Source organism: Brevibacillus sp. FW301-21C12A (assembly GCF_058788915.1).
In genome coordinates, this window is record NZ_JBYTBG010000026.1 from 18782 (window position 1) to 38041 (window position 19260).

Annotated in this window: 21 protein-coding genes; 16 read left to right on the forward strand and 5 right to left on the reverse strand. The window is 56.7% G+C overall.

The annotated features are described in order from the left end of the window. The first annotated feature begins 24 nt into the window (after positions 1 to 24). The 5 genes from AC3WQH_RS16140 (at position 25) to AC3WQH_RS16160 (ending at position 5265) form a co-directional block, all read left to right on the forward strand. Positions 25 to 804, forward strand: a complete 780-nt coding sequence (locus AC3WQH_RS16140; RefSeq protein WP_005829694.1) for an IucA/IucC family C-terminal-domain containing protein — start codon at positions 25 to 27, stop codon at positions 802 to 804. Continuing rightward, positions 801 to 2051, forward strand: coding sequence for an MFS transporter (locus AC3WQH_RS16145; RefSeq protein ID WP_026557700.1), 1251 nt, complete (start codon positions 801 to 803; stop codon positions 2049 to 2051). Before AC3WQH_RS16140 ends, AC3WQH_RS16145 begins: the two co-directional genes overlap by 4 nt. Before the next feature lie 50 nt (positions 2052 to 2101). Further along, the gene (locus tag AC3WQH_RS16150; protein WP_007778690.1) at positions 2102 to 3118 is read left to right on the forward strand and encodes an ABC transporter substrate-binding protein; all 1017 of its coding nucleotides are present in this window, start codon (positions 2102 to 2104) and stop codon (positions 3116 to 3118) included. A gap of 84 nt (positions 3119 to 3202) precedes the next feature. After that, positions 3203 to 4228: a FecCD family ABC transporter permease gene (locus AC3WQH_RS16155; RefSeq protein ID WP_492332156.1), complete on the forward strand. Its 1026-nt coding sequence runs from the start codon at positions 3203 to 3205 to the stop codon at positions 4226 to 4228. Further along, complete coding sequence (locus AC3WQH_RS16160; protein WP_007778694.1) at positions 4225 to 5265, forward strand: FecCD family ABC transporter permease; 1041 nt, start codon at positions 4225 to 4227, stop codon at positions 5263 to 5265. Before AC3WQH_RS16155 ends, AC3WQH_RS16160 begins: the two co-directional genes overlap by 4 nt. On the opposite strand, the gene AC3WQH_RS16165 is transcribed toward AC3WQH_RS16160, so the two are convergent. The 3 genes from AC3WQH_RS16165 to AC3WQH_RS16175 form a co-directional block, all read right to left on the reverse strand. Further along, complete coding sequence (locus AC3WQH_RS16165; RefSeq protein WP_492332157.1) at positions 5204 to 5821, reverse strand: cysteine hydrolase family protein; 618 nt, start codon at positions 5819 to 5821, stop codon at positions 5204 to 5206. The genes AC3WQH_RS16160 and AC3WQH_RS16165 overlap by 62 nt on opposite strands. A gap of 145 nt (positions 5822 to 5966) precedes the next feature. Beyond that, on the reverse strand, positions 5967 to 6815 hold the full coding sequence (locus tag AC3WQH_RS16170) for a LysR family transcriptional regulator (RefSeq protein ID WP_005829683.1): 849 nt from the start codon (positions 6813 to 6815) through the stop codon (positions 5967 to 5969). A 219-nt stretch (positions 6816 to 7034) separates the two neighbouring features. Further along, positions 7035 to 7565 carry a hypothetical protein gene (locus AC3WQH_RS16175; RefSeq protein ID WP_122952599.1) on the reverse strand — a complete coding sequence of 177 codons (531 nt, stop codon included), beginning with the start codon at positions 7563 to 7565 and terminating at the stop codon, positions 7035 to 7037. Between the two features lie 216 nt (positions 7566 to 7781). On the opposite strand from AC3WQH_RS16175, the gene AC3WQH_RS16180 reads away from it, so the two are divergent. The 6 genes from AC3WQH_RS16180 (at position 7782) to AC3WQH_RS16205 (ending at position 11474) form a co-directional block, all read left to right on the forward strand. Beyond that, the gene (locus AC3WQH_RS16180; protein ID WP_122952598.1) at positions 7782 to 9170 is read left to right on the forward strand and encodes a TraB/GumN family protein; all 1389 of its coding nucleotides are present in this window, start codon (positions 7782 to 7784) and stop codon (positions 9168 to 9170) included. Between the two features lie 242 nt (positions 9171 to 9412). Then, positions 9413 to 9805 (forward strand): DoxX family protein, encoded by a 393-nt coding sequence (locus AC3WQH_RS16185; protein WP_238501377.1) that lies wholly within the window; start codon positions 9413 to 9415, stop codon positions 9803 to 9805. A gap of 172 nt (positions 9806 to 9977) precedes the next feature. Next, positions 9978 to 10565 carry a TetR/AcrR family transcriptional regulator gene (locus AC3WQH_RS16190; RefSeq protein WP_005829673.1) on the forward strand — a complete coding sequence of 196 codons (588 nt, stop codon included), beginning with the start codon at positions 9978 to 9980 and terminating at the stop codon, positions 10563 to 10565. Between the two features lie 62 nt (positions 10566 to 10627). Next, complete coding sequence (locus tag AC3WQH_RS16195) at positions 10628 to 11098, forward strand: SRPBCC family protein (RefSeq protein ID WP_005829672.1); 471 nt, start codon at positions 10628 to 10630, stop codon at positions 11096 to 11098. A 47-nt stretch (positions 11099 to 11145) separates the two neighbouring features. Next, positions 11146 to 11298, forward strand: a complete 153-nt coding sequence (locus tag AC3WQH_RS16200; protein ID WP_007778705.1) for a hypothetical protein — start codon at positions 11146 to 11148, stop codon at positions 11296 to 11298. Between the two features lie 38 nt (positions 11299 to 11336). Then, the gene (locus AC3WQH_RS16205; RefSeq protein WP_007778708.1) at positions 11337 to 11474 is read left to right on the forward strand and encodes a VOC family protein; all 138 of its coding nucleotides are present in this window, start codon (positions 11337 to 11339) and stop codon (positions 11472 to 11474) included. On the opposite strand, the gene AC3WQH_RS16210 is transcribed toward AC3WQH_RS16205, so the two are convergent. Both AC3WQH_RS16210 and AC3WQH_RS16215 read right to left on the reverse strand, forming a co-directional pair. After that, positions 11471 to 11665, reverse strand: a complete 195-nt coding sequence (locus AC3WQH_RS16210) for a hypothetical protein (protein WP_005829668.1) — start codon at positions 11663 to 11665, stop codon at positions 11471 to 11473. The genes AC3WQH_RS16205 and AC3WQH_RS16210 overlap by 4 nt on opposite strands. Positions 11666 to 11705: 40 nt before the next feature. Beyond that, complete coding sequence (locus AC3WQH_RS16215) at positions 11706 to 12680, reverse strand: helix-turn-helix domain-containing protein (protein ID WP_005829666.1); 975 nt, start codon at positions 12678 to 12680, stop codon at positions 11706 to 11708. 181 nt (positions 12681 to 12861) lie between these two features. Between AC3WQH_RS16215 and AC3WQH_RS16220 the strand changes: the two genes are divergently transcribed. Genes AC3WQH_RS16220 through AC3WQH_RS16240 form a run of 5 tightly spaced genes read left to right on the forward strand, consistent with a single transcriptional unit; the run spans position 12862 to position 19153 of the window. Next, positions 12862 to 13464, forward strand: coding sequence for an MptD family putative ECF transporter S component (locus tag AC3WQH_RS16220; protein ID WP_007778710.1), 603 nt, complete (start codon positions 12862 to 12864; stop codon positions 13462 to 13464). Then, the gene (locus tag AC3WQH_RS16225) at positions 13461 to 14141 is read left to right on the forward strand and encodes an energy-coupling factor transporter transmembrane component T (RefSeq protein ID WP_005829662.1); all 681 of its coding nucleotides are present in this window, start codon (positions 13461 to 13463) and stop codon (positions 14139 to 14141) included. Before AC3WQH_RS16220 ends, AC3WQH_RS16225 begins: the two co-directional genes overlap by 4 nt. After that, complete coding sequence (locus tag AC3WQH_RS16230; protein ID WP_310670485.1) at positions 14138 to 15610, forward strand: ABC transporter ATP-binding protein; 1473 nt, start codon at positions 14138 to 14140, stop codon at positions 15608 to 15610. The genes AC3WQH_RS16225 and AC3WQH_RS16230 overlap by 4 nt, the downstream gene beginning before the upstream one ends. Next, complete coding sequence (locus tag AC3WQH_RS16235) at positions 15600 to 17411, forward strand: ABC transporter ATP-binding protein (RefSeq protein ID WP_025843956.1); 1812 nt, start codon at positions 15600 to 15602, stop codon at positions 17409 to 17411. Before AC3WQH_RS16230 ends, AC3WQH_RS16235 begins: the two co-directional genes overlap by 11 nt. After that, positions 17411 to 19153 (forward strand): ABC transporter ATP-binding protein, encoded by a 1743-nt coding sequence (locus AC3WQH_RS16240; protein WP_025843957.1) that lies wholly within the window; start codon positions 17411 to 17413, stop codon positions 19151 to 19153. Before AC3WQH_RS16235 ends, AC3WQH_RS16240 begins: the two co-directional genes overlap by 1 nt. Positions 19154 to 19260 lie beyond the last annotated feature (107 nt).

Here is a 19260-nt window from a genome sequence, read left to right on the forward strand (position 1 = left end):
CTGCCCGCAAAGGGAGAGCATTTGATGAACAAAAACTGGCTAGAAGCGGACGAATCGGCGTATTTGGCGGAGCATTTTCGCCTGACCCATGGCGTACCCGTGCGCTCGGGAGAGTTGATTCCGGTCACAGAGTTGTTGGATGAAAAGACGTGCGCGGACTGTCTCGCGCGGATGAGCGGCTATTTGCACGCCCCTTCGCTGAAAGTGACCGCCTCCCTGTTTGCCAAAAGGTACGCGTTTTTGACCGTTGCCCCCATCTTGTACGCCATGACGGTGTACAACAAAGCAGTCACGCTGGACATCGGGCAATGCCAGCTCGTTTTGGCAAAGGAGCCGGGCGAGCCATGGTTGTCGCGGCTCCATGTACGCGCGTCGGACGTTCGCGCGTTCGCTGCCGGGGACAGGAGCGAGTGGCGGGAGCAGATCATCCGCAGCTTGTTCGCCGGACATATCGCGCCGCTGTGGCACACGATTTCCCGCGTGGCGAACATTCCGCGCATGGTGCTGTGGGAAAACACGGCGGTCCGTTTGTTTTCGCTGTACGAAAAGCGGATCAAAGCGGAGGCGGGAAGCGAACTGCGGGAGCGCGTCCAGGCTGACTTTGCCTGCCTGCTCAAGCACGCGCCTGCCCCATGGTTCGGGGAAGCACAAAATCCGTTCGCGCAGTTTTGCGAGTTTGGCGACAGCGAGCCTGGAGCAGCGACAGCGCGACCGGGCCGGATTCGCAAGACGTGCTGCTATCATTACAAGGTTTCTTCGCGCGAAGGCTTCTGCTCGGCTTGCCCGAGAGCGAAAAGCCGATGACAGCGAGAGAGGATCGTGTCAGCACGGTGGAAAAGTGGAGACGGAATCTGTTTATTTTGTGCGCCGGGCAATTTCTGACGATGGCCTCGCTCAGTTGCGTTACTCCGTTTTTGCCGCTCTATTTGCAGGAGATGGGCGTGTCTGATCCCGGCGAAGTTCTCTGGTGGGCAGGAGCGATTTACGTCGCCAATCTGCTGACGGCGTTTTTGTTTTCGCCGCTGTGGGGCAAGCTGGCGGATCGGCACGGCCGGAAGCTGATGATCGTTCGCTCCGGCTTCGGTCTCGCGGTCACGATTACGCTGATGGGATTTGTCACCAGTCCTGTGCAGTTGCTCGTTTTGCGGCTGGCAAACGGGATGATGGCAGGTTTCAGCCCGGCTGCTGTCGCTTTTACCGCAACGAATACGCCGCAGGAGCGCAGCGGCTATGCGCTCGGCATCCTGCACGCCAGCGCGGTCGGGGGAACGATCTGCGGCCCGCTTTTGGGCAGTCTGCTCGCTGTCCGCTTCGGCTTTAGCGCCGTCTTTTGCTACACAGGTCTGTGCATTTTGCTTGCCGCCATTATGATCGTTTTTTGGGTGCAAGAGCGTGTGGCAAACGAGCAGCGGCTTGTGGAGAAAACGAACTTTCTCGCCGATTTGCGGCACATCGCGGGCAAAAAGCCGCTCGGCGCGCTGTTCGTCTCTGCCGCAATCGCCAGGGCAGCGATGGTCGGTACGTTGCCGCTCATCCCGCTGTACGTCCAACAGTTGCTTCCCGATCAGGACAACGTAGTTATCATGGCGGGCGTGACGACGGCGGTCATGGGCCTTGCCAATATGCTCGCGGCTCCCCAACTCGGAAAGTGGGGCGACAAGTTCGGCTCCCACCGGATTTTCAACCTCGCCGTGTTCGGTTCGATCGTTTTTTTGGTGCCGCAAGCCTTTGTCCAACAATTATGGCAATTCATCGCCCTGCGCTTTTGCACGGGAGCATGCCTGGGCGGGATGATGCCCTCTCTGCACGTTCTCCTGCGGCAGTACGCGCCAAAAGGAATGGAGAGCAGGACGTACAGCTACCACAATTGTGCCGTCTTTTTGGGCGGCATGGCGGGGACGTTTGCCATGGGAGCGATTGCGAGCGGTTTCGGCTTGCCGCTGATTTTTGTCGGCTCGGCCGTTTTGCTGCTCCTAAACCAGCTATGGATGAAATTCATGGTGCTTCCGCATATCGGTCCGCTGCACGAAAGCGCAGAAAAGCGCCAGTGAGCTTTCTATTGACAAGGAAATCGTCGGAAAAACAAAAGGGGGAAACAGCAGTGTTGATCGATAAAAAATGGTCGTTCATTTTCAGCGCCGTGCTTCTCGTTGCCTTCGTGCTCGCAGGCTGCGGAGCGAGCGGGCAAGGAACGGCAACAGCGGGGACGACGGAGACACAACCGGCGCAAAGCCAGCCGCAAGCAGCGGCCGAACCAGCTAAAGACGCGGGACAACAGGACGTCCGGGTCGTTTCCCACGCGATGGGAAAAACAGAAGTAAAAGGCACGCCGACCAAAGTCGTGACGCTGTTCCAGGGCGCTACCGATGCCGCCCTGCTGCTTGGCGTCAAGCCGGTAGGCGCAGTAGAGTCGTGGATTGAGCAGCCGTGGTACAACTACATTCGAGACAAGATGGACGGCGTGACCAACCTGGGCTCGGAAAACCAGCCGAACCTGGAAGAGATTGTGGCTCTCCACCCGGATCTCATCATTGCCTCCAAGACCCGTCACGAAAAAATTTACGAGCAACTGTCCGCGATTGCGCCGACGGTGATGACCGAAGAGGTGCATATTTGGAAAGACACCTTGAGCCTGAGTGCAGAAGCGCTGAACAAAAAAGCGGAAGAGGCCAAGTTTTTAGAGGAATGGGCGCAAAAGGTAGCGGCGTTCAAGGAAAAAATGGGCGACAAGCTCAATCTGCAGGTCGGGATTGTCGACTTCCGCCCGGACCACGCCCGCATCGTGTACACAGGCTTTTCCGCTCTCGTTCTGGACGAGCTGGGCGTAGCGCGGCCGACGAACCAGAAAGGCGAAGAGTGGGGAGTGAAGCTGACCTCCAAGGAAAACATTGCGCAAATGGACGCGGATATCATTTTCGACCAGACGAGCACGACCCGGGATGACGGACGACTGGATTTGCGCAAAGAGTGGACGGAGCACCCGCTCTGGAAAAATCTGCGGGCGGTGAAAAACAATCGCGTATTCGAGGTCGATTCGGCGATCTGGAACAACGGCTCCGGCCCGTTGGCGGCATTGGGCATGCTCGAAGACTTGTACGAATTTTACGAGTTGAAATAAGGACGCGAGAGGAAACTGTTGACCGCAAGCAGCGTCAGCAGTTTTCTTGTCGATCGCTTCGCGAAAAAGCGAGGGAGGATTGTTGTGCGCTCATACTTGCATCAGTCTGTTTACAAGGCGCTCGGCTTGATCGGCTGCCTCATTGTCCTCGGGGGATTGTTTGCGGCAAGCATCGCCCTTGGCAGCACGCCGATTCGCTTTCTGACCGTCATCGAATCGTTTCGCGATTATGACGCCTCGCTCAAGGAGCATGTCATCGTGATGACGACCAGGCTTCCGCGCGCCGTTTTTGCTGCGGTGATCGGAGCAAACCTGGCTGTGGCAGGCGCTCTCATGCAGGCGTTGACCCGAAACCCGATGGCGTCGCCCAGCATTTTCGGCATCAATTCCGGGGCTGTCTTTTTTGTGGTGGCGGCATTGGCTGTCCTGCCGATTTCCTCGCTGAACCAACTGGTCTGGATCGCTTTTGCGGGAGCGGGCGTAGCTGCTTTCACCGTGTACTTCCTCGGCTCGATGGGCCGAGGGGGCATGACGCCGCTGAAAATCGTGCTGGCAGGCTCGGCCATGTCCGCGCTGTTTGCTTCGTTTACACAAGGAATGCTCGTCCTGGACGAGTCCGGGCTGCAAAATGTGCTGTTTTGGCTGGCAGGCTCTGTGTCCGGCAAAGAGCTGGACAGCTTGCTTCCGGTGTTGCCCTACATGCTGTTCGCCGGAGTAGCGGCGCTATGGCTGGCCCGGTCTGTCAACATTTTGGCGACAGGCGAAGAGGTTGCCAAAGGCTTGGGACAAAAAACGGGCCTCGTCAAGCTGCTGATTGCGCTCACCGTGATCCTGCTTGCGGGCAGCTCGGTCGCGGTCGCAGGCTCGATCGGCTTTGTCGGGCTGGTGATTCCGCACATCGCCCGCTTTCTGGTCGGCATCGACTATCGCTGGGTCATTCCGTACAGCGCGGTTTTGGGCGCCATCCTGCTGGTGAGTGCAGATATTGCAGCCCGCTTTTTGATTATGCCCGCCGAGATGCCGCTCGGGGTCATGACGGCGCTGGTCGGTGCGCCTTTCTTTGTCTATACGGCCCGTAAAGAGTACCGCGCGAAAGGAGCATCGCAATGAATCGGCTATTTTCGATCCGAAGCTGGACCGGACGCTTTGCGCGGCTACTGCCGCAGAAGACGATGCTGCTTCTTGCGGGATTGCTGCTGTGCACCGTCGTCGGGATGGTCGTCAGCGTGCAGTCGGGCAGCAAATGGATTCCGCTGTCGGACGTCGTGCGCACGCTGTTTGGCTACGGTACACCGGAGCAGACCCTGGTCATCGGCAAGCTCCGGCTGCCGCGCGTTCTGCTCGCCGTGCTCGTCGGCGCGGCGCTGAGCGTCTCGGGGGCGATTTTGCAGGGCGTGGCCCGCAATCCGCTCGCTTCGCCCGATGTGATCGGGGTGACGGGGGGAGCTGCTTTTGCCGCAGTCGCGTTCATCACCTATACGGCGGGAACGGTCAGCGTGCGATGGCTTCCGCTGGCGGCTTTTTGCGGGGCGGCGCTCGTTTCGCTGTTGATTTACTTTTTGGCCTGGAAAAAAGGGGTGACGTCCACGAGGCTGATTTTGGTCGGAATCGGGGTAGCTGCCGTCACCAGCGCGTTGACCATGCTGATGATCGTCCTCAGTCCGATTACGGCGGCCAGCAAGGCGTACATCTGGATGACGGGCAGCATATACGGCGCGTCGTGGGAAAACGTGTACGCCATGCTGCCCTGGGTGATCGTGTTCATTCCTTTGGCGCTTTTGTACGCCCGCATCCTCGACGTCCAGGAGCTGGGGGACGAGCTGGCGACAGGGCTTGGTGCGCGCGTGCAGCTTCACCGCTGCATTCTGCTGTTTATCAGCGTCGCCTTGGCAGGGGCGGCAGTTGCAGTCGCGGGCGCCGTCGGCTTTATCGGGCTGATCGGCCCGCATATCGCCCGAAAGCTTGTCGGCCCGTCCCACGGCCGCGCCATTCCCGTGGCGGCCCTGATCGGCAGCCTGCTCCTGCTGACTGCGGATACGGTTGCCCGGCTCGCCTTTCAACCGCTCGACGTTCCGGCAGGCGTCTTTACAGCGGGCGTAGGCGCCCCTTTTTTCCTCTATTTGCTCTACCGAAGCCGCAATCGCTAGGCAAAAGCGGGATTGCAGGCGGAAAAAGGCAAAAACCAGGCGCTCCATTCGGGGCCGCCTGGTTTTTTGTTGAGTAAATGACGGAAAAGCAGGCTACCTGGCGCAAAATGGAAGTTCGCGGACAGTTGGGAAAATTGCAGCCAGCAAACACGAGCGTGTCGATACCGCGCTCCCGCAGAAACAGCTCCAGCCCCGTCTGATAAAAAGCGCCCCAGCGCGGCTTGTACATGACCCATTCCTGCTCGCCCACCGCCTGGAATCGTCCGGCAAGCAGCGCAGCGGAGTCGAGGGCGGTGTAGGCAGAAGGACGAAGCCCGCGGACCAGCTCTGCGCCTTCGCTATTTGGCGCGGCTATTTTCGCGCCGTTTTCAATCGCTTCCCGGCGACACAGGTCGGCGTTGGAGCCGTCTTCTTTGCATGGGTGAATTACGTGAATAATCGGAAAACGACTCGCGCGGTAAGCCTCCAGCGCCTTGTGTATATGCGGCAGCACCTGTGCAGTGCCCGGAATTTCCGCCGGGGCGTTTTGGCAGAGTAAAATCGTTTTGCGTGTCAATCGTAACCAGTGCGGACGTGTGCCAATTCGGACTTGTGTAGCTCAAGGCTTTTCCCCTCCAGCAAGTGAAGTAGTTTCCCTCTATTGTACCGCTTGTCCAGGCCAGAAACAGATAAAAAAAGAGCCGTGCCCGGAAAGCGCACGGCTACAGGAAATGACTCGCTTCGATAAATTGCCTTTCCAGCGGCGAGAGCTGATAGCCTTGCCGCGTGACCACATATTTATCCACATACCGATGCTCTGCGGGCAGCTCCACAAAGTCTGTCAGCCCAAACTGCCTGACGATCCGTTTGGATAAAAGGGCGATCCCCATGCCCAAAGCGGCAAACTGAAACAGTGTCTCCAGCACGGCTACTTCCGTCAAGGGGGCTGCTGGCAAACCAAGGTCGGAGTAAAGCTGCAGCAAAATCGCCGTACACAGACATTCCTTGGAGGAAACGAGCATTGTTTCGCCTTGCAGAAAATGCTGGAGCGAAACGCCCGACTTTGCTTTTTTGCCGATCAATACAAGCTCTTCTGTCCCGATTTTTTTGAAGTGGAGCTGCTCCGTCTTGCTGGATGTGCCGATCGTATAGGCGAGGTCGATGCTGCCAGACATCAGCGCTTTTTCCATTTCCTCGGTGGTGCCGGTCTTCAAGGTGACGGACAGCCGCGGATATTTATCGTACAGGTCCGTGAACGCCGCCGTAAGCTCCGAGCCGATGACCGATTGCATCGTGCCAAGCCGCAGCTTGGGGTCTTGCTGCTGCATCTCCTGTTCGGCTTCTTCCCAGAGGGTCAGCAACTTTTTATAGTGCGCATACAGCCTCTCTCCCTCATGGGTCAGCTCCATTCCTTTGGAGCTGCGGATGAACAACTGCTTTTCGTAATGCGTTTCGATCTTTTTGATTTTCGCTGTCATGTTGGATTGCAGATGGTTCATGCGAAAGGCGGCGGCAGACAGACTCTTCAGCTCGGCGACCGTGACAAAAGCCCGGATGGTATCTATATCCATGTGTTTTGGCTCCTTTTATCGAAAAAAAGTGATGGCTCTATCGAAAGCTGACATGATTCGAGATGCCTTTTGCTTAGCATACTCGTGGCAAAACGATTTTGCCGAGTCATAACGAGGGGGAATGGGCATGAAAACGGACAAACCAGAGCGCGCTGGCTTTCTTTTTAAAGTGTGGTCAGACGATTCGGAAAAATAGGGCTGTTCAAGGCCAGCTACCGGCTACACCGACATAAACCGGATCAGCCCCAAAATGGCAAAGGCAAACAATGCCGTCCCCACGCCAATGCCGGTAATCGCGCTGCTCGCCACTTGCAGCTTGCGCGCGATCGGACGGGAAACAAGGGCGACGACAATCAGCAGCACGGCCAAAACGGATAAACCCGCATCCGCAAACACATTTTTCAGCCCGAAAAAATGGAGGCCGACGATCAAGGCAATCCACGGGGCAATCTCGTCCTTGCGCCGCTTTTTCAAGAGCACAAGCGCTCCCGCCAGAGCAAGGGCAAATTCGACAGACACGAGGAGCAAGTAACGTTGAAAAGCAGTCCGGTCAGACAGCGCGGAAGGGGCATGCCAATTGGTTACACTCAGGTAGACGCCCACGAGGCAGACGAGCAGCGCGGCGCCTGCAGCCATGCCGAGATAGTTGCGCCAGCCCGGTCGGGGCTTTTCCTGCGCCCAGCCGAACCAGGAGAAGCTGAACAGCCCAAAGACTGCGGCGTACATGGCGTAGTCACGGACGTACTCCATCGTATCCCTCCTTAAATGATGTTGTTATTTTTTTACTATAACAGATAAGCGCCGGGAGGAAAGCGGCATAAAGCCGGACGAGTCGAGCGGATGAACGCAAAATGAGCCAATCAAATCTAGCATTTGGGTTACTTGCATTTTTTTGCTGTGGTATAATCTACCATTGATAGAAAATAACGAGCGAGTCTGCTTGACAGCATGAGAGGAGTTCTTTTTATGAACAAAAACAAGCGATGGAGCAAGTTTTTCCGGTGGGCGGGAGCAGGGGTATTCAGCCTGTCCATTTTATTGGGGCAAGTCTACCCGGTTCATGCTAAGACGCCAGCGTCAGTTCCCAGCGTCAGCCCATGGGCTGTGACGACCTTGAACGAAGGCGAGAAATACGGGATTTTCCCGTTGCAGTGGTACCAGGACGAAGCATTTCTGCAGCCGATCTCTGCTGATCGGTTTGCCGAACTGATGAAGGCTACGGAGAAAAAGCTCGATGCGCTTGGCTTGCAGAAAAAAGCAGCGGCTGTGTCGGTTCCTCAAGAGAAAGTCATCACGCGCGAAACGGTCATGACCTCTCTGTACAAGCTTTTGGCGAATTACGAGCTGCCGGCCGCATTCGAAATGACGGGGCAAGACTCTTTGGCGTACTTGCAGAAAAAAGGGCTGGTGAAAGGAACGGGTAATGCGGGTCTGGCCCTGCAGCAGCCTGCGACGGTTGAACAGGCAGTGGTGCTCGCAAGCCGGGTCGTCGAGTTCGCCTACGATACAGCGGGCAGCGGTGCCGCAGGTCTGATGTGGAAGGTGACGAACGGCAAAAACACGCTGTACTTGCTCGGCTCCGTCCACCTCGGGATTACGGACATGTACCCGATGAAAAAAAGCATCCGCGACGCCTTCGAAGCTTCTGACGACCTGTGGGTCGAGGCAGACATCGTCGGCGGCGACATGGACTACATGACCGAAAAAATGATGTACAGCGACGGTACGACATTAAAGGACCACGTATCCGCCGAGACGTACAGCAAGCTGCAAAAGGTGCTGGCAAGCCTGGGGCTGCCGGAAAACGCCTTTGATACGCTGAAGCCGTTTGCCGTTACGCTGTCGCTGCCGACATTCGGCTACTTCTCCGATCCGGCGGAAGGCGAGGTTGGCCTGATTACGGGCATTGACCGCTACTTCCTGACGAAAGCGCTGCTTGCCGACAAGCCGATCCACGAGTTGGAAGGCATCAAGCTGCAGGCGGACTTGCTCTCTGGCGTGCCTGCCGAGCAGCAGGAAAAAGAATTGAACACTATGCTGGACAGCATCCTCTCTGGCGAGCAACTGGCCGACCAGGGAAAAATTTTGCAAGACATGCAGCGCGACTGGGTGGAAGGCGATCTGGAAGGGCTGACCAACACCTTGACAACCTACGGGCAGTTCGGGGCTGGCGAAGTGAACCAGCGCCTGCTCGGGGAACGGGACCGCAACATGGCGAGCAAGCTGGTACAGCTCCTGGAGCAGGAAGGAGAACACACCTCTTTTGTCGTGATCGGCTCTGCCCATTACGCGATGAAAGGAATGGTTCTCGACCAGTTGAAACAAAAAGGCTACGACATTCAGCGCATGAAATAATGGTGGAAAAGCAAGCCGCTTCTGCAGTCCGCAGTCCGCGCAATGGACATCTGTCTATTTGCGCGGGCTGTTTCTTTTTGCCTGGAGAAACCCGGCTGCCAACAGAGCAATTCATGAGAAATGTCGCGAATCGGTTTGTGTTACCCTTTTCTTTGTTGATGATAGCAACAGGGGACATAGGCTTCGTAAAAAGGCAGCAAAGCGCAATCGTAATTTTTTCAGGAAGAAAGGTGGAACGGATGGTGGCGCAAAACATTTCCAAAACCCGCCTCTGGGTAGCCCGGATCATGAGCGGGCTTGTCATTCTCTTCATGCTGTTTGACGGTATCTTCAAACTCATCCAGCCCGAGCCGGTAATAACAGGCACGCTGGAGCTTGGCTATGCCGAGCACCATATCGCCCTGCTGGGCATTCTCGCGCTCGTCTCTACGGTGTTGTATGCGCTGCCGCGAACGGCTTTTTGGGGCGCTGTGCTGTTGACAGGGTATTTTGGCGGCGTGATCGCGACACAGATTCGCATGGATGCGCCCCTGTTCACGCACACGCTGTTTGCCCTCTACCTGGCGATTCTCGCCTGGGGCGGGCTTTGGCTGTGGGACGAACGGGTGCGGAAGCTGTTTTCGCTGCGGCAGTAGGCAGTAGTGGAGAAGCATCTTTGCATTGTTAGACAAAAGCCCAGGATTGGTCAGCCAGGGTTTTTGCCGTATCGCTATTGACATTTCCAAAAAAAAGAAATAAGCTATGGTTACGTACGTTAGTGAGTACTAACTAAACAAAAGCGAAATTCCACGATGACGGGAGGACGAAGTGAAGGGACAAATGGCTACGGACACCAAAGAAAAGCTGATGACAGCAGCCATCGAGTTAATGGCGGCAAAAGGCTACAAAGGCGTATCGACAAAAGAAATCGCCGCCGCTGCCCAGGTTAGCGAAATGACGCTGTTTCGCCATTTTGGCAGCAAGCAAAATCTGCTCGACCAGGCAGTGGAGCGCTACCATTACTCCGTGGAGATGGAGCGGATTTTCGCGGAACAGATCGTCTGGGAGCTGCGGGCTGATCTCTTGATGATGAGCCGGATGTACCACGAGATCATGGAGCGCAATCGCAAGCTGTTTCTCATCGTGCTCAAAGATGACGATCTCTTGGCCATCCGCGAAAAGGCGCAAAAGCATCCGCGCAAGCTGCTGGAGCTTTTGACGCAATATTTTCAACTCATGCAGGAGAAAAACAAGCTGGTCGCCACAGATGCCGAAGCGCAGGCGATCACCTTCATGTGGATGAACTACGGGGCGTTCATGACGCATTTGTACGGGGCAGAGACGATCACAAACGTCACGAGGCAGCGGTTCATGGAATCGAGCATCGACTTGTTCGTCAAGGCGTTGACTCCGTAATTTTTTTGCAAGCATGCTGGCAGTTAGCGCTAACAAATGTACGCAAATGGTGAGGTGGGAAAGTGAACAGCAAACCGTCTTTGGCATTACCGAAAATGGTTGGACAAACCGCCGCGACCGGGTTCCAGATCGGCGTGCGCAGAACGCTGCCGATATCGAGCGAAGGGGCCTGGACTTTTTTGACGTCACAAGAGGGCTTGAAGCTGTGGCTGGGCGAATTGCCGCCGCCTGCCTTTCAGGTGGGAGAAGCTTTTGCTTGTGCAGAAGGGATTTCCGGGGAGTTCAAGGTCGTCAAGCCGTTTCAGCAGCTTCGCCTGAGGTGGAACAAGCCGGAGTGGGAAAAGCCGTCGACTTTGCAAATCCGCTTGTTAGCCGCCAAAAACGGGAAAACGACGATCAGCTTTCACCAGGAAAACCTCCCGGACGCAGCGGCGCGCGAACAGATGAAGCAGCAGTGGGAGGAAGCGCTGGAAAAACTGAAGGAAAAAGCTTGCCTGAGCGCGGAGGAAAACGAGGGGAGCAGTGTCCAATGAACAAGTTCAGCCATATGGATTTGCGAGTGAAAAGTTAGGAAAAATCGTTGCCCTTTTACGAAAAGCTGCTGCCTGCGCTCGGGTTTACGCGCACGTTTCACAGTGTGAACCGGCGCGTGTTTGCAGCGGAAGGCGAGCTGCCGAGTGTGCCGTACTTTGCGATCACCGAAGACCCGGAGCACGTCCGAACGGCAATCTGATCGGCTTCTGGGCGAGCGACCGGGACGAGGTAGACCGGATGGCCGCGCTCGTGGAGCAGTCCGGGGGGACCATTCACAGCGGGCCGCAGTTTTTTCCCATCAGCCCCACCTACTACGCAGTCTATTTCCAGGACCCGTGCGGCAACCGGTACGAGATCGTGCATCGCCTGAATTAAACGAAGAAGCTGTAGCCGTACGTGTGAGCGGCTACAGCTTTTTTTGTACCTAGCGGATCGGCATGCGGCAGGGAAAGCCCGGCTTTATGGACGTCAGCGGAGCGCAAACGCTTCGACTTGCGCCATGCAGCAGCACCGCGCAAAAAAGACCAGGCACAGCGTTCAGGCGGGACCGCAAACGCCGTCAACACGCTTGACCAGCTTCTGACCAGCTTCCCCCGACCGTCTGACCTACAAGAGCGTAGCGCAGTATCTCCGGTACTCGTTCGGCAGCATCCCGGTAATTTTGCGAAACAGCTCGGAGAAACGGCTGGAGTTGTGGTAGCCCACGAGCTGCGCAATCTGGTTGATCGGCATGTCCGTGCTGCTGAGCAACTGCTCCGCCCGGCTCATCCGCTTGTTCTGGATATATTCCGTGATCGTGCATTTGTAAACGAGCTTGAACGTGCTCTTGAGCTTGGTCGTCCCCATGCAGGCGATCCGGGCGAGCGACTCCAGGTGGATGTCCTCGGCAAAGTGGTCGTCGATATAGGCGGTCACAGCCTGCAGACTGTCCAAATCCGCTTTGGACACGTATTTGCTCGGATACGTCTTTTTTTGCTGCTGGGCTTTTTCGACGATCAGCGAGACTGCCTCCGCCACCTTGCCCTCGTAGTACAGCTTGGCCGCGATGCCGGTGCCGCGAAACTGTCTGATCTGTCGGAACAGAAAGACGAGCTCGGGAAAATTCGTCAGTCCGTCCACGCTGAGAAAAGACGAGCGCGGGTCCGTGTACTCATCCGGGTATTTTGTTTTCAAATAATCTTCGTAATACTCCGGCGTAATCTCGATCCCCGTCGAACGGATCGGGATATTTTTATGGTAGCGCGCCCGATACACGTTGTTGCAGCCAAAATGCACGCGGATGCAGCCGGAGGACAGGCGCTTGTACGGGTGCAGCTCTTCGCCCGAGACAGAGTCGTAGTAGTTCAGGCTCAAATACTTCGGCTGCTGAAATTCCAGGAACAAATCCTCATAAAAAACGAAGTCGAGAATCGAGATGGCAAACAGGTTCTCCCGGGAGTACGTCCAGTAGTGACCGGAGCCTTTTTCGGGCGAGACGGAAAAGCACGTCCCTGCCTGACTGTAGGGCACCTGGCTGTCATCCTGGTAAAAACCGCATTGCATCAAGCAAGGCACATGCATTTCGGTCACGATGTCCTTCATTTGCTTTCACCTCCAAATACCGTGATCGGACGAAAACATACCACGAAAAGACGCACCTGCGCCCAGCTCATTGACCCTCCAAGTTGGATAAAAATAAAATGGAACCAAGTCACTGCAAATGAAAATTGATCTCATTTACAGTTCTCTACATTTTTGCAATAGGACATAAGGAGGAACGATCATGGAAGCTCAAGTCTCACCCCTGCAAAACAGATGGACGTTGCGGGATTTCATCACACTCGCCATCTTCAATGTCGTCATGCTCATCATCATTACGTTCTGCCCGATTTTTACCTTCGCCTCTTACCTGATTGTCGGCGGGATCACCGCTCTGCTCAACGGACCGCTCTATGTGGTCATGGCGAATAAAATCAACAAAAGAGGCGTACTGTTCTTATCCGCTATCATTACGGGCCTGTATTTTGTCGCTTATGGCTATGCGTATTTCCTGCTGGTGCTCGGCGTCATGGGGATCATTTGCGAACTGGTTCTGTGGGGCCAGGAAGGCTATAAAAACCCTGTGCGCAACGCCATCGCCTACGCCTTGTTCTATGTAGGCTACTCGCTGTGCGGGATGGTTCCGCTCATTTTCTTCCGCGACGAGTACATTGCGACTCTGTCCAAAAGCTACTCCAAAGTGGCGCTGGATGAAATGCTCTACTACTACGGGACTCCGAGCATGGCGATCACCATGTGCCTGATTTCGGCAGCGGGCGGCCTTGTCGGTGTCATGATCGGGAACATGCTGTTCAGAAAACATGTGAAAAAGGCCAAGCTGGCATGAGGCAGCCAGGTCCAAAGACACACCTGCTGGTGCTTCTTCTGGCGAGCATCCTGACGATCCTCATCAAGGACGACCTGCAGGTACATATGATGGTGGCTTTAAGTGTAGTGTACTTGGTCTTAAATCGGCTGTCCAGAAAGGTACTTCCCTTTATTCTCGTTTATGTCCTGTCTCTGGCTGTTTCTTTTGCCATGCCGGAGACGCTCGGGACGATGAAGCTTGTTTTTTATTCGTTTGCCAGAATGATGCCGCTGGTCATGATCGGGGCGACGCTGATGTACTCGCCCCCCGGCAGCATCATGTGCGTCCTGGAGCGGATGTCAGTGCCGCGGCCGATTACCGTGATGATTTGCATTCTGATCCGCTTTTTCCCGGTGGTGCTGTTGGAGATGAAGGCGATTCGCGACGGCATTCGCGCGAGGGGGATTTTTCCGCACTGGTACAGCACGCTGCTCCATCCGGCCATGGCTTACGAATGCTATTTCATGCCGCTGGTCGTGCGCTGCCTGAAGCTCTCCGCCGAGCTGGCTTCGTCGGCCGAGCTGCGCGGGATCGAGAGCGACTGCGCGAGGACGTCGATCCATGCGTTTCATTTCCGGACAGCGGACGCAGTGGCGCTGGTCATCTACATTATAGCGGCGACAGCTATTTACGGAGCGGGAGGGATGATGGCATGATCGAGCTGACAGATGTCACCTTCCATTATGAGAGCGAAGACGGGACTCCCGGCAGTGAGACGGGGGTCAACCAGATCAACCTGTCGGTAAAAGCCGGGCAGTGTGTCGTGCTGTGCGGGCGTTCGGGCAGCGGCAAAAGCACGATGATGCGGCTGGTCAACGGCCTCGCCCCCGGCTTTTACGCAGGCAAGCTCAGCGGCACGGTCCGCGTGGGCGGGAAAAGTCCCGCGGAGCTTTTGCCGCAGGAGAGAACGCGGCTGATGGGCGTCGTGTTCCAGGACCCCCGAAGCCAGTTTTTTATGGAAAACGTCCGCGACGAACTGGCGTTTTCAGCGGAAAACATCGGGATGGACCCGCAAGAAATCAGGGAGCGGATCGACAAAGTAGCGAAGCAGCTCGGTGTGTACCATCTGCTCGACCGTTCGCTGCACAGGCTGTCCAGCGGCCAAAAGCAGCGCGTAGCGATTGCGGCTGCATCGGTCCTGGCCCCGCCGCTGCTGCTGCTAGACGAGCCTACGGCCAATCTGGACCAGTCCTCGACGCGAAATCTGATCGAAATTTTGGGAAGGCTCAAGCAAAACGGCACGACTCTGCTCATTTGCGAGCATCGGCTGACGCCGTTTTTGCCTGTAGCGGATCGGTATGTGTGCATGGAAAACGGCAAAATCGCGCAGACGTGGACGAGGGATGAGTTTGCCGAACTGCCGATGGAAGCGGTGCGGCCGTACGGGCTGCGCCACCCGGACATGGCTTGTGCCAGCAAGGCGGAGGATCAGGCGAAGAAGGCCACACCGTCCGAAATCGCGCTGGAAGGGCGAGGGCTTTCGTATTTTTACCGCAGAAAAGGCGACGGAGTCTCGGAGGTCGACATTACGCTGCCAAAAGGAACTGTCACGGCGCTAACGGGAGAAAACGGGGCCGGAAAGACGACGTTGAGCAAAATTTTGTGCGGGCTGCTGCGCGAGCAAAAGGGCACGGTCCACTACGGCTCCGCCCGCTATTTTGCGAGCAAAAGGCGCGCAGCGAGCTACCTGGTCATGCAGGACGCAGACTATCAGCTCTACGCCGACAGCGTGGGCAACGAGATCGTGATGGGCAGACGGCTGGACGAGGAGCTGCGCCAGCGCGCCTATGCGGCGATGGAGGCGTTTGGCATCGAAAATTTGCGCGACAGGCATCCGGCGTCCTTGTCGGGCGGAGAAAAGCAGCGGGTCACGATGGCGGCCGCCTACTGCTCGGACGCAGAGTGGATCATTCTCGACGAACCGACGAGCGGACTCGATGGGGATGGCGTCCTCAAGGTGGCAGCGTGGGTGAAAAAGCTCGCCCAGGCTGGCAAAACGGTAGTCATCGTCACGCACGACCAGATTTTGTCCGGGCTGGCCAGCGATCAGATTGTGGAATTGAAAGCAACGCACGATGTGGAGACGATTTTCACGGAACAAGGAGTGAGAACCGTTGAAACGTAAGCCAAAAACAGGAATGGCTCGACTGCTGGAGCTGGCAGGTGAAAAAAAGACGCTGATGGTCTGCTCGGCAGTTTTGTCTACCGTAAGCGTCTTTTTGCTGCTCGTCCCGTACTTGTCGATTTACTACGTCCTGGCTGAGCTTTTGCGGCATGCCGCAGACATTTCGGCCGTCGATGCGAGCTATGTCATTGCCTGGGCCGTCCGGGGCGTGGCAGGGCTTTTGCTCGGCTATTTGTTTATGTACGTCGGCGGGATGTGCTCGCACATTGCCGCCTTTCGCATTTTGTACGGCATCCGGGTGCGGTTGGCCGACCATATCGGTGCGCTACCGCTCGGCTACTTCAACAAAAATGCCACAGGCAAAATCAAAAAAGTCGTGGACCTGGACGTGGAGCGAATCGAGCTGTTCATCGCCCACCAGTTGCCTGACCTGATTAATACGGCGGTGATGCTCGTCGTCATCGTGGTCGCGATGTTTTCGCTCGATGTATGGCTGGCGCTGGCCTGCATCATCCCGATGGTGCTCGGCTTCGCCGCCCAATATTCGATGATGGCTGGGAAAAAGGCGAAGGCGGGGCTGAAGGAATACTTTGACGCGCTGGAGGCGATCAGCACGTCCTCGGTGCAATACGTGCGCGGGATGCCGGCGATCAAAATTTTCGGCCAGACGGTGCATTCGTTCCGCAAGTTTTACCAGGACATGCTGCATTACCGCGATTTCAGCCTGCGCTACACGGACAATTTCGAGCTGGGCTACGTGTCCTTCAAGGTAGTCATGCTCTCGCTGGCGACGTTTTTCTTTCCGGTCGGCCTGTTTTTCATCAGCCAGGACCCGGATCACGTCGCTTTTGCTGCTACGCTGATGCTGTTTCTCGTGCTCGCTCCGGGGATATCCACGCCGATTTTCAAGCTGAACAACTTCGCCTCGGCGATGACGACGATTGCCGAGGGCGTAAAACGCATTGACGAGATGCTGCAAGAAAAAGCGATCCCGGAGCCGGAGCACGGTGCGAAGCCGACGGGCTATGACATCGAGTTTCGCGACGTCTCCTTTTCGTACGAGGGCGAGGGCGGCAACGAGGTGCTGCAGGGAATCAGCTTTGTCGCGGCACAGGGAAAAATTACGGCGCTCGTCGGTCCGTCAGGCTCGGGCAAATCGACCGTTGCGCAGTTGATTCCACGCTTCTGGGACGTGCAAAAAGGGACGATTTTCATCGGCGGCGTAGACATCCGCGAGATGAAGACGGCGGAGCTGATGGACGCCATGTCCTTTGTTTTTCAGGACAGCTTCCTGTTTACGGACACGCTTTACAACAACATTTTGTCCGGTCGGCCGAGTGCGACGAGAGAGGAAGTGTACGCTGCGGCGAAGGCGGCGCAATGTCACGGGTTCATTGAGCGGTTGCCGCATGGCTACGATACGCTGATCGGCGAGGGCGGCGTGCACCTGTCGGGCGGGGAGCAGCAGCGGGTGTCGGTTGCTCGCGCGATTTTGAAAAACGCGCCGATTTTGATTCTCGACGAGGCGACAGCGTACGCCGACCCGGAAAACGAATACGAGATGCAGCTTGCCTTGGGAGAGCTGATCCGCGGCAAGACGGTGTTGATTATCGCCCATCGGCTGACGACGATTTGCGAAGCCGATCAGATCATCGTGCTGAAAAACGGCAAAATCGAGGACAGCGGCACGCATCGCGAGCTGCTCGCCCGCGGCGGATTGTACAAAAACATGTGGGCTGCCTATACGAGCTCGGCTGACTGGACGATTGATCTCAGGCAGGAGAAGGAGGTGTACGGCTGATGCGCAAGCTGCTGTACGACATTACGGCCGGCAACCCCGGGAAAATGTGGAAGCCGATCCTTTGGGCCGTGCTGGCGAATCTCGCCAACATGCTGCCGTTTGGCTGTCTGGCCTGGGCCGTGAGCCTCGTTTACGCCTACTATGCCAAAGAGCAGGCTGCGCTCGATACGCAAAGCTTATGGCTGGCGTGGGGAGGCATGGCCGTATTTCTGATCGTCGTGTTCTACTGTGAGCGAAAAGCGTATCGCGCGATCTATCGCGGCGCGTACGAAGCGTCTGTCGAGGGCCGGACGAATCTGGCCGAGCACTTGCGCAAGCTGCCGCTTGGCTTTCTCATGCGCAAGGACGCAGGCGAGCTGGGTCATGCGATCATGAACGATTTTACCCAGATTGAAAATGCCGGAACGTCGATTTTGCCGCAGTTGATTAGCGGTGTGCTGATCCCGTTTCTCGCGTTTTTCGGCCTGCTGTTCTGGGACTGGCGCATGGCCGTGGCGATGCTGGCCGGATTCCCGGTCACGATCCTCATTTTGTGGGGCGTCTCCCGACTGGAACGCAGGCTCGGCACGAGCCATTCCCGGGCCAAAGTCGCCCTCGCGAACTGCCTGCAAGAATATTTGTACGGCATGAAGGTCATCAAGGCGTACAATTTGCGCATCGACAACTTCCAAAGGCTGAAGCAGTCGTTTTACCGCTACATGCAAGAGAGCATCAGGCTGGAGGGAGTGCTCGGCCCGTTTTTCCTCGTTGCCATGGCATTCATGCAGATGGGCGTATCGCTGTTGACGATTGTCGGCGTCTATCTCGTGCTCGGCGGCGAGTTGACGGTTCCGCTGTTCGCAATGTTCCTGTTGGTCGGGGCGCGCATTTTCGACCCGCTGTCTGTCGCGATCATGCGCCTGCCTGCGTTCAAGTACGATGCGATGGCGGGAGAGCGCATCGTCAATCTGCTGGCCGAGCCGATCATGCAAGGCGAGCAGGCAGCGCCTGAGGAGCACGACATCCGCTTGGAAGAGGTGAGCTTTGGCTATGACGACGGCACGCTCGTACTGGACGGCGTGTCTGTCGAGATGAAAAAAGGCACGCTGACGGCTATCGTCGGGCCGTCCGGCAGCGGAAAAAGCACGCTGCTGCGGCTGATCGCGCGCTTTTACGATCCGGTCGGGGGACGGGTGCTGTTCGGCGGAAAAGATGAACGCGAGATAGACCCGGAGAAGCTCATGCAAAAAATTTCGATGGTATTCCAGGATGTGTACTTGTTCCAGGACACGATCCGCAACAATATTCGCTACGGGCGGGAAGATGCGACGCAGGAAGAGATTGAGGCCGCAGCCAAGGAAGCGTGCTGCCACGACTTCATCATGAAGTTGCCGAACGGCTACGACACGATGGTCGGCGAGGGCGGCTCCACTTTGTCCGGCGGCGAAAAGCAGCGCATTTCCATCGCCCGGGCGATTTTGAAAAACGCTCCGGTGCTGCTCCTGGACGAAGCGACTTCCTCGCTCGACCCGGAAAACGAAGCCGACATGCAGCAGGCGATCGGGCGGCTGGTCAAAGGCCGGACGGTTATCATGATCGCCCATCGGCTGAAAACGGTCGTGAACGCCGACAACATCATCGTGCTGGAAAAAGGCAAGGTCGTGGAACAGGGGCGGCACCAGGAGCTGTTGGAAAAAGGCGGGCTGTACGCCCGGCTGTGGGAGCTGCAGCGAAGAACGAGCGGGTGGAAAATTACGGCGTAGCGTCTGCATGAAGGCCATGAGGGACAACGGGCGCGCGTGTTGGACGATTATCCAGTCATTGACAGTTCACAGCGGCTCATGGTAGGATGGACGCAATTGAGAGGAAC